At 56.7% G+C, this 13,435-nt stretch carries 13 protein-coding genes, 2 tRNA genes and 2 rRNA genes; 13 read left to right on the top strand and 4 right to left on the bottom strand.

Annotation, left to right across the window (positions count from 1 at the left end; genetic code table 11):
• The 4 genes from DD606_RS08250 to DD606_RS08235 form a co-directional block, all read left to right on the top strand.
• Positions 1-115: ribosomal RNA gene (locus DD606_RS08250) — 23S ribosomal RNA — on the top strand; the annotation flags it as partial.
• Between the two features lie 69 nt (positions 116-184).
• Positions 185-300 (top strand): 5S ribosomal RNA (rrf, locus tag DD606_RS08245).
• A 55-nt stretch (positions 301-355) separates the two neighbouring features.
• Positions 356-432 (top strand) — tRNA-Asp (locus DD606_RS08240).
• A gap of 52 nt (positions 433-484) precedes the next feature.
• A tRNA-Trp gene (locus DD606_RS08235) sits at positions 485-560 on the top strand.
• Positions 561-660: 100 nt separating this feature from the next.
• Here DD606_RS08235 and hdfR read toward each other — a convergent pair.
• Entirely contained in the window at positions 661-1,482 is an 822-nt protein-coding gene (gene hdfR / locus DD606_RS08230) for an HTH-type transcriptional regulator HdfR (RefSeq protein ID WP_003860190.1), read from the bottom strand.
• A gap of 118 nt (positions 1,483-1,600) precedes the next feature.
• On the opposite strand from hdfR, the gene DD606_RS08225 reads away from it, so the two are divergent.
• On the top strand, positions 1,601-1,939 hold the full coding sequence (locus tag DD606_RS08225; protein ID WP_006808641.1) for a DUF413 domain-containing protein: 339 nt from the start codon (positions 1,601-1,603) through the stop codon (positions 1,937-1,939).
• 30 nt (positions 1,940-1,969) lie between these two features.
• Here the strand turns inward: DD606_RS08225 and DD606_RS08220 are convergent, their stop codons facing one another.
• The gene (locus tag DD606_RS08220) at positions 1,970-3,490 is read right to left on the bottom strand and encodes a YifB family Mg chelatase-like AAA ATPase (RefSeq protein WP_045337103.1); all 1,521 of its coding nucleotides are present in this window, start codon (positions 3,488-3,490) and stop codon (positions 1,970-1,972) included.
• 341 nt (positions 3,491-3,831) lie between these two features.
• Here DD606_RS08220 and ilvL point away from each other — a divergent pair, with 341 nt between their 5' ends.
• The 7 genes from ilvL (at position 3,832) to ilvA (ending at position 10,382) form a co-directional block, all read left to right on the top strand.
• A complete protein-coding gene (ilvL, locus tag DD606_RS08210) occupies positions 3,832-3,930 on the top strand; it encodes an ilv operon leader peptide (RefSeq protein ID WP_001311244.1) in 99 nt (32 codons plus the stop codon).
• Positions 3,931-4,016: 86 nt separating this feature from the next.
• The gene (gene ilvX / locus DD606_RS26185; protein WP_192930497.1) at positions 4,017-4,067 is read left to right on the top strand and encodes a peptide IlvX; all 51 of its coding nucleotides are present in this window, start codon (positions 4,017-4,019) and stop codon (positions 4,065-4,067) included.
• Positions 4,068-4,069: 2 nt separating this feature from the next.
• On the top strand, positions 4,070-5,716 hold the full coding sequence (gene ilvG, locus DD606_RS08205) for an acetolactate synthase 2 catalytic subunit (RefSeq protein ID WP_032608559.1): 1,647 nt from the start codon (positions 4,070-4,072) through the stop codon (positions 5,714-5,716).
• Positions 5,713-5,976 (top strand): acetolactate synthase 2 small subunit, encoded by a 264-nt coding sequence (gene ilvM, locus DD606_RS08200; protein ID WP_003860184.1) that lies wholly within the window; start codon positions 5,713-5,715, stop codon positions 5,974-5,976. Before ilvG ends, ilvM begins: the two co-directional genes overlap by 4 nt.
• Positions 5,977-5,994: 18 nt before the next feature.
• Complete coding sequence (gene ilvE, locus DD606_RS08195) at positions 5,995-6,924, top strand: branched-chain-amino-acid transaminase (RefSeq protein WP_003860182.1); 930 nt, start codon at positions 5,995-5,997, stop codon at positions 6,922-6,924.
• Between the two features lie 60 nt (positions 6,925-6,984).
• Positions 6,985-8,835, top strand: a complete 1,851-nt coding sequence (ilvD, locus tag DD606_RS08190; RefSeq protein WP_008501574.1) for a dihydroxy-acid dehydratase — start codon at positions 6,985-6,987, stop codon at positions 8,833-8,835.
• 2 nt (positions 8,836-8,837) lie between these two features.
• Positions 8,838-10,382: a threonine ammonia-lyase, biosynthetic gene (gene ilvA, locus DD606_RS08185; protein WP_032660750.1), complete on the top strand. Its 1,545-nt coding sequence runs from the start codon at positions 8,838-8,840 to the stop codon at positions 10,380-10,382.
• Here ilvA and ilvY read toward each other — a convergent pair.
• On the bottom strand, positions 10,379-11,269 hold the full coding sequence (ilvY, locus tag DD606_RS08180; RefSeq protein WP_022652050.1) for an HTH-type transcriptional activator IlvY: 891 nt from the start codon (positions 11,267-11,269) through the stop codon (positions 10,379-10,381). The two genes, ilvA and ilvY, sit on opposite strands and share 4 nt — an antisense overlap.
• 152 nt (positions 11,270-11,421) lie before the next feature.
• Here ilvY and ilvC point away from each other — a divergent pair, with 152 nt between their 5' ends.
• Positions 11,422-12,897: a ketol-acid reductoisomerase gene (ilvC, locus tag DD606_RS08175; protein WP_109948951.1), complete on the top strand. Its 1,476-nt coding sequence runs from the start codon at positions 11,422-11,424 to the stop codon at positions 12,895-12,897.
• Between the two features lie 38 nt (positions 12,898-12,935).
• Here ilvC and trmL read toward each other — a convergent pair whose 3' ends face one another.
• A complete protein-coding gene (gene trmL, locus DD606_RS08170) occupies positions 12,936-13,409 on the bottom strand; it encodes a tRNA (uridine(34)/cytosine(34)/5-carboxymethylaminomethyluridine(34)-2'-O)-methyltransferase TrmL (RefSeq protein ID WP_003860178.1) in 474 nt (157 codons plus the stop codon).
• Positions 13,410-13,435 lie beyond the last annotated feature (26 nt).

The raw sequence follows: 13,435 nt of genomic DNA, 5'->3' as shown, positions 1-13,435 counted from the left end.
TGAGACCTTGAGTCTCCTGAAGGAACGTTGAAGACGACGACGTTGATAGGTCGGGTGTGTAAGCGCAGCGATGCGTTGAGCTAACCGATACTAATGAACCGTGAGGCTTAACCTTACAACGCCGAAGCTGTTTTGGCGAAGAGACAGACACGATTTTCAGCCTGATACAGATTAACAGAATTTGCCTGGCGGCTTTAGCGCGGTGGTCCCACCTGACCCCATGCCGAACTCAGAAGTGAAACGCCGTAGCGCCGATGGTAGTGTGGGGTCTCCCCATGTGAGAGTAGGGAACTGCCAGGCATCAAATTAAGTAGTAAGCCGGTGCATTAATCCGGTGGTTACAGAAGTATTCGGTGGAGCGGTAGTTCAGTCGGTTAGAATACCTGCCTGTCACGCAGGGGGTCGCGGGTTCGAGTCCCGTCCGTTCCGCCACTTATTAAGACATTAAGCCTGCCCTTTCGGCAGGCTTAATGGCAAAAACTTTAGGGGCGTAGCTCAGTTGGTAGAGCACCGGTCTCCAAAACCGGGTGTCGCGAGTTCGAGTCTCTCCGCCCCTGCCATATAGAATCCTTTGCTTCGGCAAAGGATTTTTTTTTGCCTGCAAAACAGCTCAACACCTTCCTGAAGAATAAGCAGCCTGCGTTTCCGCAGGCTTTTGCGTTAATCCAGTATGCTGGTTTTTAACAGATCTTTTATCTGCGACTGCTTATCGCTGTTTTGCAGCCAAATGGCATACAGCGGCCTGGAGAGAGTTGTCGAATCGGTGACAACATGGAGTGCGGGTTTATTATCCGCCCAGCGAACAGGTAACCATGTACAGCCTTTCAATGCGGGAAGATGCTGGCATGCGATCTCCGCAGAGCTTGTCGTGAGTTGCGGGATATCATCGCTGGCAATTAACCCCGTCTCGTGCTGCTGAAAATCAGGCCCCCATTCCAGGCGTAAATAATTCAGGTCGGCCTTCATCATTGCAGGCTCGGATGCATAGAGCGCCAGGCTAAACTGTCCAACAATCTGGCTGCTAAATTCGTCCATCTTGGGCGCTTCTGTGGTGATCAGGAGATCAAGCTGCCGCTCGTGGAGTTGCTTAACCAGCGACTGGCGTTGCGCAATCCTCGCCTCAAATTGCAGATGGTTGTGTGAGCGATATAGCCGCATAAGCCACTGGCTGAGCATGCATTCCCATAGTGAAGCGCTGGCACCGATCGAGAATTCATTATGCCGGGAGGTGTGCGCAACCTCCTTCCGCGCTGCCTGCCAGGTATTCATCAGGGTTTCTGCATAAGGCAATAGCTTTTCACCGGCCGGGGTTAAACGAATATTGTTGCGATGGCGGGTAAAAAGGTTCACACCCAGTTGATTTTCCAGCTGTCGAATACGAAAACTGACTGCTGACTGCGTCAGGTAGAGGGCTTCAGCTGCTCGCCCAAAGTGTCGCGTTCTGCTCACTTCGAGGAAAGTTTTTAGCAATTCCGTATCCACATCTTTCTCCGCAAAATTATTTGTCGTTATGATTTAAATGTTTTGTTTTACACTCTGTCAAGCGTAACTAATACTCCGCGCCATAAATAGCTCGGCCAAAGAATTAGGAGCGTGTAGGATGGCGGAAAGCTTTACGACGACTAATCGTTTTTTCGACAATAAACATTATCCGCGCGGGTTCTCTCGTCACGGCGATTTCACTATCAAAGAAGCTCAACTTCTTGAGCGCCATGGTTATGCCTTTAACGAGCTGGATCTGGGTAAACGTGAACCGGCAACCGAAGATGAAAAACAGTTTGTCTCTGTTTGCCGTGGTGAGCGTGAGCCGCAATCTGATGCAGAACGTGTATGGATTAAGTATATGGCTCGCATTAAGCGTCCTAAGCGTTTCCATACGCTGTCTGGCGGCAAGCCGCAGATGGAAGGTGCAGAAGACTACACCGAGTCTGACGATTAAGAAGAGAAGGGGCTACGGCCCCTTTTTTTTTTACGCCAGCATTTTTTGCAGATGCAACAGCAGCCGATCGATCGCACGGTAACTTAATGCCTCCTGCAAATGCCGCCTCTCTATTCCGGGGCAGCCCTCCACGTCGGCGACCGTGCGCGCAACTTTCAACAAACGCTGCCACGCGCGAATGGATAGCCCAAACCGCGTCAGTGTCTCTTCCAGCCAGCCCGCATCTTCAGCGTTGAGAGAACAAAACTGTCGGATCCCGCTGTTATCCAGCCGGGCATTCAGCCTGTTCTGACGAACATACTGCCGCGCCTGTGCCGCAATAACCCGTTCACGCACTGTTGCTGAGCTTTCGCCCTTAATACCGGTTTGCCTCAGCAGACCGGGCGGGGGCAGGGGGATCTCGAGAGATAAATCAAAACGGTCGAGGAAGGGGCCGGACAGCTTACTCAGATAGCGCAGCGTCTGCTCCGGCGTACAGCGGTTATGATTGCCCTGATAATGACCCGTAGGGCTAGGGTTCATCGCGGCGACCAGCTGAAACTGCGCAGGGTAGCTTATTTTGGCCCGTGTACGAGACAAATGGATTTCGCCGGATTCAATCGGCTCCCGCAATGCATCCAGCACGCGGCGTTCAAACTCTGGCAATTCATCCAGAAACAGAATGCCGTTGTGCGCCAGTGAGATTTCACCCGGCCCGGGGATCGAACCCCCGCCCACCATCGCGGTAAGAGACGCACTGTGGTGTGGAGAGCGGAAGGGACGGCGGCGCCACTGTTTATGCAGCGACGTAGAACTGACCAGGCTAAATATCGCGGCGCTTTCCAGCGCTTCGTGATTATTGAGGGGTGGCAACAGGCCGCTCAATCTGCTCGCCAGCATCGTTTTCCCCGTGCCTGGCGGACCTATCAGTAACAGGTTATGCCCACCCGCGGCCGTTATCTCTAACGCTCGTTTACCCTGTTCCTGACCCATAATATCGCTGAGATCCTCGGGCGAATCTGGCGCCACCTCGTCATTCTCCTGCGGCTCGGCAAGCTCGTGTCGGCCTTCCAGCCAGGCGCAAACCTCCTGCAAATGTCCCGCGACAAGACATCCCTTTTCGGCGATAAGGCTTACTTCAGAGGCATTTTCATTGGCCACAATGATTTGTCTTCCCGCGCGTATGGCTTCAAGCGCACCCGAGATTGCTCCGGGAACGCCTCTTAACGCGCCTGTAAGCGCTAATTCACCCACGAACTCGCACGAGCTTAGCCCTGGCGTATTGAGCTGTTCAGAAGCCGCGAGAAGCGCTATAGCAATAGGTAAATCATATCGCCCTCCCTCCTTTGGCAAATCGGCGGGCGCAAGGTTGATGGTGATCTTCTTCGCCGGAAAAGCATAACCGCTATTAATAATTGCGCTGCGCACGCGATCCCTCGCCTCTTTAACGGTCGTTTCTGGTAAGCCGACCAGCGTCAGTCCGGGCAGTCCATTACTTAAATGAACCTCTACAGAAATAAGCGGTGCCTTCACGCCGATGGCCGCGCGTGTATAAACAACTGACAGTGACATAAGCCCTCCTTGGCGGTGACTATGCCAGCATCATTTTTTCCTGTTTAGCGCTAATTCACTGAATTACGGCGCTCGTTCCAGCCTTTTAGCGCCTAAATGTAATCATTACATGTCGGTGGAATCGGCCTCGCAGAAAAGGAATCATGCGCGCCTTGCCTGATGAAACAGGACAAAAAAAATGAAAAATCTTCATTTCTATTTTTTCCCTATATAAAACAACGATTTTGAAAGAAATAGTTCGCCTGCTACAGAAACAGGTCATAAAAAAATCTTGTGTCAGATGAAATATCTGTGGTAACTCTTTAGGTATTCCTTCGAACAAGATGCAAAAAGAACTGAAAATGACAGCCCTTCTACGAGTGATTAGCCTGGTCGTGATTAGCGTGGTGGTGATTATTATCCCACCGTGCGGGGCTGCACTTGGACGAGGAAAGGCTTAGAAATCAAGCCTTAACGAACTAAGACCCCCGCACCGAAAGGTCCGGGGGTTTTTTTATGACTAAAAAACGGAAATGAGGAGCAGAGAATGACAAGTAGCACAAAATTCTGTTTCTCCCGATTTATGACGGGGAACTAACTATGAATGGGGCACAGTGGGTAGTACATGCGTTGCGCGCGCAGGGAGTCGAGACAGTATTCGGTTATCCGGGTGGCGCAATTATGCCGATTTACGATGCACTGTATGACGGCGGCGTGGAGCACCTGTTGTGCCGACACGAGCAGGGCGCAGCGATGGCCGCCATCGGTTATGCCCGTGCCACCGGTAAAACCGGTGTCTGTATGGCGACCTCAGGTCCGGGCGCAACGAACCTGATCACCGGTCTGGCTGATGCACTGCTGGATTCTGTTCCCGTTGTTGCCATCACCGGACAGGTTGCCTCTCCGTTCATCGGCACCGATGCCTTCCAGGAAGTGGATGTGCTCGGTTTATCGCTGGCCTGCACCAAACACAGCTTCCTCGTTCAGTCTCTCGAAGAGCTGCCGCGGGTGATGGCCGAAGCGTTCGAGGTTGCCAGCTCTGGCCGTCCTGGCCCGGTTCTGGTTGATATCCCGAAAGATATCCAGGTTGCACTCGGCGATCTGGAACCGCATTTCTCTACCGTGAAAAGCGATGATGCGTTCCCGCATGCACAGGTGGAAGAGGCGCGTCAGATGATGGTGCAGGCCAAACAACCGATGCTGTACGTTGGTGGTGGCGTAGGTATGGCGCAGGCGGTTCCTGCCCTGCGCGAATTTATCGCGGCAACGCAAATGCCTGCCACCTGCACGCTGAAAGGGTTGGGTGCGGTAGATGCTGATTACCCCTACTATCTGGGCATGCTGGGGATGCATGGTACCAAAGCGGCAAACCTGGCGGTGCAGGAGTGTGACCTGCTCATCGCCGTCGGCGCCCGTTTTGACGACCGCGTCACCGGCAAGCTGAACACCTTCGCGCCAAACGCCAAAGTGATCCATATGGACATCGACCCGGCGGAGATGAACAAACTGCGTCAGGCGCATGTCGCGTTGCAGGGCGATCTTAACGCGCTGTTACCGGCCCTGGAGCAGCCGCTGGATATTAACCCATGGCGTCAGCACACCGCCGATATGCGCGCTGAACACGCCTGGCGTTACGACCACCCCGGCGAGGCCATCTACGCGCCGCTGCTATTGAAGCAGTTGTCCGACCGTAAGCCCGCCGACAGCGTGGTGACGACCGATGTCGGCCAGCATCAGATGTGGTCTGCCCAGCACATGACCTACACCCGTCCGGAAAACTTCATCACGTCCAGCGGGTTAGGGACGATGGGCTTCGGTCTGCCAGCCGCCGTTGGTGCACAGGTTGCCCGCCCGAACGATACCGTTATCTGTATCTCCGGTGACGGCTCCTTCATGATGAACGTTCAGGAGCTCGGCACCGTGAAGCGCAAGCAGTTACCGCTGAAGATCGTGTTGCTCGATAACCAGCGTTTAGGGATGGTTCGCCAGTGGCAACAGCTGTTCTTCCAGGAACGTTACAGTGAAACCACCCTGACCGATAACCCCGATTTCCTCACCCTGGCCAGCGCCTTCGGCATTCCTGGCCAGCACATCACCCGTAAAGACCAGGTTGAAGCGGCACTCGACACCATGCTGTCAAGCGAAGGGCCATACCTGCTTCATGTCTCAATCGATGAGCTTGAGAACGTCTGGCCGTTGGTACCGCCCGGTGCCAGTAACTCACAAATGCTGGAGAAATTATCATGATGCAACATCAGGTCGCCGTGCAGGCTCGCTTCAACCCGGAAACGTTAGAACGCGTTTTGCGCGTGGTTCGCCACCGTGGCTTTCAGATTTGCTCTATGAATATGGAAACGGCTACCGACGCACAGAACATCAGTATCGAATTAACCGTTGCCAGCCCGCGGCCGGTCGACTTACTGTTTAGTCAGTTATCAAAACTGGTAGACGTTGCCCATGTTGCCATCTGCCAGAGCACAACCACATCACAACAAATCCGCGCTTAAGCGTGACAGGACGAAAAAATGACGACAAAAAAAGCTGATTACATTTGGTTCAATGGTGAGATGGTTCGCTGGGAAGACGCGAAAGTTCACGTGATGTCCCACGCGCTGCACTACGGCACCTCCGTGTTTGAAGGGATCCGTTGCTACGACTCTCACAAAGGACCAGTGGTGTTCCGCCACCGTGAACACATGCAGCGTCTGCATGACTCAGCCAAAATTTATCGTTTCCCGGTCTCCCAAAGCGTTGATGAGTTGATGGAAGCCTGCCGCGAGGTGATTCGCCAGAACAAACTGACCAGCGCCTATATTCGTCCGCTGGTCTTCGTGGGTGATGTCGGCATGGGCGTCAACCCGCCCGCTGGCTATAACACCGATGTGATTATTGCTGCGTTCCCGTGGGGCGCCTACCTGGGCGCGGAAGCACTGGATCAGGGGATCGACGCAATGGTTTCTTCCTGGAACCGCGTGGCGCCAAACACTATCCCGACTGCGGCTAAAGCGGGCGGTAACTACCTGTCCTCACTGCTGGTCGGCAGCGAAGCGCGCCGTCACGGTTACCAGGAAGGTATCGCGCTGGATGTGAATGGCTACATCTCCGAAGGTGCGGGCGAAAACCTGTTTGAAGTAAAAGACGGCATTCTTTTCACCCCGCCGTTTACCTCGTCCGCGCTGCCAGGCATCACCCGTGACGCCATCATCAAGCTGGCAAAAGATCTGGGTATCGAAGTGCGCGAGCAGGTGCTGTCCCGCGAATCCCTGTACCTGGCTGACGAAGTGTTTATGTCCGGTACCGCGGCTGAAATTACGCCGGTGCGTAGCGTCGATGGCATTCAGGTGGGCGAAGGCCGCTGTGGCCCGGTGACCAAACGCATTCAGCAAGCGTTCTTTGGCCTCTTCACCGGCGAGACAGAAGATAAATACGGCTGGTTGGATCAGGTTAATCACTAAATATAAATTTGGGACGGCACGCACCGTCCCATTAAATAGTCAGACGGGAGTAAATAAAGCATGCCTAAGTATCGTTCAGCCACCACCACCCACGGCCGTAATATGGCGGGTGCCCGCGCACTGTGGCGCGCCACCGGAATGACCGACGCCGATTTCGGCAAGCCAATTATCGCCGTGGTGAACTCCTTCACCCAGTTTGTGCCGGGCCACGTGCACCTGCGCGATCTCGGTAAGCTGGTTGCCGAGCAAATCGAAGCCTCCGGCGGCGTGGCGAAAGAGTTCAACACCATTGCGGTGGATGACGGTATCGCAATGGGCCACGGGGGGATGCTCTATTCGCTGCCGTCGCGCGAGCTGATCGCCGACTCGGTGGAGTATATGGTTAACGCCCACTGCGCCGATGCGATGGTCTGTATCTCCAACTGCGACAAAATCACCCCGGGGATGCTGATGGCCTCCCTGCGTCTGAACATTCCGGTGATCTTCGTTTCCGGCGGCCCGATGGAAGCGGGGAAAACCAAGCTTTCCGACAAAATCATCAAGCTCGACCTGGTCGATGCGATGATCCAGGGCGCGGACCCGAAAGTCTCTGACGAGCAGAGCGACCAGGTGGAACGCTCCGCGTGCCCGACCTGCGGCTCCTGTTCCGGGATGTTCACCGCCAACTCCATGAACTGCCTGACCGAAGCGCTGGGCCTTTCTCAGCCGGGCAACGGCTCGCTGCTGGCGACCCACGCCGACCGTAAACAGCTGTTCCTTAACGCGGGCAAGCGCATCGTTGAGCTGACCAAACGCTACTACGAGCAGGACGATGCCAGCGCGCTGCCGCGCAACATCGCCAGTAAAGCGGCGTTCGAAAACGCCATGACGCTGGATATCGCCATGGGCGGCTCCACCAACACCGTTCTCCACCTGCTGGCCGCCGCGCAGGAAGCTGAAATCGACTTCACCATGAGCGACATCGACAAGCTCTCCCGCAAAGTGCCGCAGCTGTGTAAAGTCGCGCCGAGTACCCAGAAGTACCACATGGAAGATGTCCACCGTGCGGGTGGTGTGATTGGTATTCTCGGCGAGCTGGATCGCGCCGGGCTGCTTAACCGCGACGTGAAAAACGTGCTCGGCCTGACGCTGCCGGAGTCGCTGGAGCAGTACGACGTGATGCTGACCAAAGACGACGCGGTGAAAAACATGTATCGCGCCGGTCCGGCGGGCATCCGTACCACCCAGGCGTTCTCGCAGGATTGCCGTTGGGACACGCTTGATGACGATCGCGCCGAAGGCTGCATTCGCTCGCTGGAACATGCCTATAGCAAAGACGGCGGCCTGGCCGTGCTGTACGGTAACTTTGCGGAAAATGGCTGTATCGTGAAAACCGCTGGCGTGGACGACAGCATCCTGAAATTCACCGGTCCGGCAAAAGTGTATGAAAGCCAGGACGAAGCGGTAGACGCCATCCTCGGTGGCAAAGTGGTAGAAGGCGACGTGGTGGTCATTCGCTACGAAGGACCGAAAGGCGGTCCCGGCATGCAGGAGATGCTCTACCCGACCACCTTCCTGAAATCGATGGGCCTCGGCAAAGCCTGCGCGCTGATCACCGATGGTCGTTTCTCTGGCGGCACGTCAGGCCTCTCCATTGGTCACGTCTCCCCGGAAGCGGCAAGCGGAGGCAACATCGCGATCATCGAAGATGGCGACCTGATCGAAATCGACATTCCGAACCGCGGCATTCAGCTGAAGCTGAGTGACCAGGAGATTGCGGCCCGTCGTGAAGCGCAGGAAGCCCGCGGCGACAAAGCCTGGACGCCGAAAGATCGCCAGCGCGAAGTCTCCTTCGCCCTGCGCGCCTACGCGAGCCTTGCAACCAGTGCAGATAAAGGCGCGGTGCGCGATAAGTCTAAACTGGGGGGCTAACGATGGCCGAGTCACAACCCTTATCCGCCGCCCCTGAGGGGGCGGAATACCTGAGAGCGGTGCTACGCGCGCCGGTCTATGAAGCCGTGCAGGTCACGCCCCTGCAAAAAATGGAAAAACTCTCCTCGCGCCTCGACAACGTCATTCTGGTGAAGCGTGAAGACAGGCAGCCGGTGCACAGCTTCAAGCTGCGCGGAGCCTACGCGATGATGGCCGGGCTGACGGACGAGCAGAAAGCGCGCGGGGTGATTACCGCGTCGGCGGGCAACCACGCGCAGGGCGTGGCGTTTTCCTCGGCGCGTCTGGGGCTGAAGGCGCTGATCGTGATGCCGGTTGCTACCGCAGACATCAAGGTCGACGCGGTGCGCGGTTTCGGCGGAGAAGTCTTGCTCCACGGGGCTAACTTTGACGAAGCCAAAGCCAAAGCGATTGAGCTGGCGCAGCAGCAGGGGTTCACCTGGGTGCCGCCGTTCGACCACCCAATGGTCATCGCCGGACAGGGAACGCTGGCGCTGGAGCTGTTGCAGCAGGACGCCCATCTCGACCGCGTTTTCGTCCCGGTGGGCGGCGGCGGCTTAGCCGCTGGTGTGGCGGTGCTGATCAAACAGCTCATGCCGCAGATCAAAGTCATTGCCGTGGAAGCGGAAGACTCCGCCTGCCTGAAGGCGGCGCTGGATGCCGGGCATCCTGTGGATCTGCCGCGCGTCGGGCTGTTTGCCGAGGGCGTGGCGGTGAAGCGCATTGGCGACGAAACGTTCCGTCTGTGCCAGGAGTATCTCGACGATATCGTCACGGTTGATAGCGACGCTATCTGCGCGGCGATGAAAGATCTCTTCGAGGATGTGCGTGCGGTGGCGGAACCGTCCGGCGCGCTGGCGCTGGCGGGGATGAAGAAATACATCGCCCAGCACAACATTCGCGGCGAACGTCTGGCGCACGTGCTTTCCGGCGCTAATGTGAACTTCCACGGCCTGCGCTACGTGTCCGAACGCTGTGAGCTGGGCGAGCAGCGTGAAGCCCTGCTGGCGGTGACCATTCCGGAAGAGAAGGGCAGCTTCCTGAAGTTCTGTCAGCTGCTGGGCGGCCGTTCGGTAACAGAGTTCAATTACCGCTTTGCCGATGCGAAAGATGCCTGCATTTTTGTCGGCGTGCGTCTGAGCCGTGGCGTGGAGGAGCGCAAAGAGATCCTCAGCCTGCTGCACGACGGCGGCTACAGCGTGGTCGATCTCTCTGACGATGAGATGGCGAAGCTGCACGTGCGTTACATGGTCGGCGGCCGTCCTTCCAAGCCGCTCCAGGAACGCCTGTTCAGCTTCGAGTTCCCGGAATCACCGGGCGCGCTGCTCAAGTTCCTGCACACGCTCGGCACGCACTGGAACATCTCCCTGTTCCACTACCGCAGCCACGGCACCGACTACGGGCGCGTGCTGGCGGCGTTCGAACTGGGCGAGCACGAGCCGGATTTCGAAACGCGCCTGAACGAACTGGGCTATGAATGTCATGACGAAACCCATAACCCGGCTTTCAGGTTCTTTCTGGCTGGCTAGTGGTTCGGCAATATCGTCCAGAACGCATCAATAAGCGGCTCATGCAGCCGCTTTTTTTGTGCGCACACGCCCAGCTCAAACGGCGTCTTCTCGTCGCTGCGCTCCAGAATCATCACGCGGTTGCGCACCGGTTCCGGGCTGTTTTCCAGCACCACTTCCGGCAGCAGCGCCACGCCGCAGCCAAGCGCCACCATCGACACCATCGCCTCATGGCCGCTGACGGTAGCGTAAATCGACGGGTTGCTGATTTTCTGACGGCGGAACCACAGCTCGATGCGGCGGCGCACCGGCCCCTGATCGGCCATGATAAACGGCACCGTCGACCAGTCCGGTTTTTCTACCGAGACCTGGTTACGCACCGGGCAGGGCAGCGCCGGGGCAATCAGCACCACCGCCAGATTCTCCAGCATCGAGAACGCCACCGCCCCCGGCAGCGTTTCCGGTTTTCCGGCAATCGCCAGATCCGCTTCGCCCGTTACCACTTTTTCCATCGCGTCGGCGGCATCGCCGGTGGTGAGCTTAATTTCAACCGACGGATGTTCCGCGCGGAAGCGGTCAAGAATGGGGGGAAGATGGCTGTAGGCAGCGGTCACGGAACAGAAAATATGCAGCTCGCCGGAAAGCGACGGCCCCTGCTGGTCGATGGTGTGCCGCAGCTGCTGATACTGCAACAAGGTTTGCTGGGCAAAGATGCGCAGCTCTTCACCGGCTTCTGTGAGGGTGACGGTGCGGTTATCGCGCACGAACAACGGCTGGCCGAGGTCTTCCTCAAGGCGCTGGATCTGGCGCGACAGCGTGGAGGGGCTGACGTGCATCGCCCGGGCGCTGCGGCCAAAGTGACGGCTTTCCGCCAGGTGCAGGAACATTTTCAGATCGCGTAAATCCACCGATTCCACTCCCTCTTTTTACATTGCATAAATTGCAATGTGACGTTGTGAATATATCAATTTCCGCAATAAATTTCCTGTTGTAATGTGGGTACATTGTCGCTGAAAGGCGAACCGAACAATAAGACACACAACATCACGAGGTATCACCCATGGCTAACTACTTTAATACACTGAACTTGCGCCAGCAGCTGGCGCAGCTGGGCAAATGCCGCTTCATGGCGCGCGATGAATTTGCTGATGGCGCGAGCTACCTTCAGGGTAAAAAAGTGGTCATTGTCGGCTGTGGCGCACAGGGTCTGAACCAGGGCCTGAACATGCGTGACTCCGGGCTGGATATCTCCTACGCCCTGCGCAAAGAAGCGATTGCCGAGAAGCGCGCTTCATGGCGTAAAGCGACCGAAAACGGCTTCAAAGTGGGCACCTACGAAGAGCTGATCCCGCAGGCGGATCTGGTGGTTAACCTGACGCCGGACAAGCAGCACTCTGACGTTGTGCGTTCCGTACAGCCGCTGATGAAAGACGGCGCCGCGCTGGGTTACTCCCACGGCTTCAACATCGTTGAAGTGGGCGAGCAGATCCGTAAAGACATCACCGTGGTGATGGTGGCACCGAAGTGCCCGGGCACCGAAGTGCGCGAAGAGTACAAACGTGGCTTCGGCGTACCGACGCTGATCGCCGTTCACCCGGAAAACGATCCGAAAGGCGAGGGCATGGCGATTGCCAAAGCCTGGGCTGCGGCCACTGGCGGCCATCGTGCGGGCGTGCTGGAATCTTCCTTCGTTGCGGAAGTGAAATCTGACCTGATGGGCGAGCAGACTATCCTGTGCGGCATGCTCCAGGCTGGCTCTCTGCTGTGCTTCGACAAGCTGGTGGAAGAAGGCACCGATCCGGCATACGCGGAAAAACTGATTCAGTTCGGCTGGGAAACCATCACCGAAGCGCTGAAGCAGGGCGGCATTACGCTGATGATGGACCGTCTGTCCAACCCGGCAAAACTGCGCGCGTTCGCACTCTCTGAACAGCTGAAAACCATCATGGCTCCGCTGTTCCAGAAACATATGGACGACATCATCTCCGGCGAGTTCTCCTCCGGCATGATGGCAGACTGGGCGAACGACGATAAGAAACTGCTGACCTGGCGTGAAGAGACCGGTAAAACCGCGTTCGAAACCGCGCCACAGTATGAAGGTAAAATCGGCGAGCAGGAGTACTTCGATAAAGGCGTCCTGATGATCGCGATGGTGAAAGCAGGCGTTGAGCTGGCGTTCGAAACCATGGTGGATTCCGGCATCATTGAAGAGTCTGCGTACTACGAATCGCTGCACGAGCTGCCGCTGATCGCAAACACCATCGCCCGTAAGCGTCTGTATGAGATGAACGTGGTGATCTCCGATACCGCCGAGTACGGTAACTACCTGTTCTCTTACGCCTGCGTACCGCTGCTGAAAGAGTTCATGACCACCCTGCAAGCGGGCGATCTGGGCCAGGCGATTGCGGAAGGTGCGGTTGATAACGCGCAGCTGCGTGACGTTAACGAAGCGATCCGCAGCCACGAAATCGAGAAAGTGGGCCAGAAACTGCGTGGCTACATGACCGATATGAAACGTATCGCGGTAGCAGGCTAAACACGATGAATCGGGTGGCGCAAGCCACCCGAACTGTTTTAGCTACGCAGTATCGCGCCGGGATAACCCAGCTGGCGCCACGCCTCATACACCACCACCGACACCGCATTCGACAGGTTCATGCTGCGGCTGTCCGGCATCATCGGAATACGAATTTTCTGCTCGGCTGGCAGGGCATCCAGAATGGTGGCCGGCAGGCCGCGGGTTTCCGGACCAAACATCAGATAATCCCCGTCCTGATAGCTTACGGCGCTGTGCGCTGGCGTGCCTTTGGTGGTCAGGGCGAACATGCGCTGTGGTTTTTCGGATCCCAGAAACGCGGCGTAATCGTGATGACGAACGACGGCGGTAAACTCATGGTAGTCCAGCCCCGCGCGGCGCAGACGTTTGTCGTCCCACGTAAAGCCCATCGGCTCAATGATGTGCAGACGAAAACCGGTGTTGGCGCACAGGCGGATAATATTGCCGGTGTTCGGCGGAATTTCTGGTTCGAATAAGACGATGTTAAGCATGCTGCCCCCTTAATTGCGGGGGCAGA

Source organism: Enterobacter cloacae complex sp. GF14B, assembly GCF_004136805.1.
GTDB classification, from domain to species: domain Bacteria; phylum Pseudomonadota; class Gammaproteobacteria; order Enterobacterales; family Enterobacteriaceae; genus Enterobacter; species Enterobacter hormaechei_C.
This window is presented reverse-complemented; position numbering and strand designations above follow the sequence as displayed.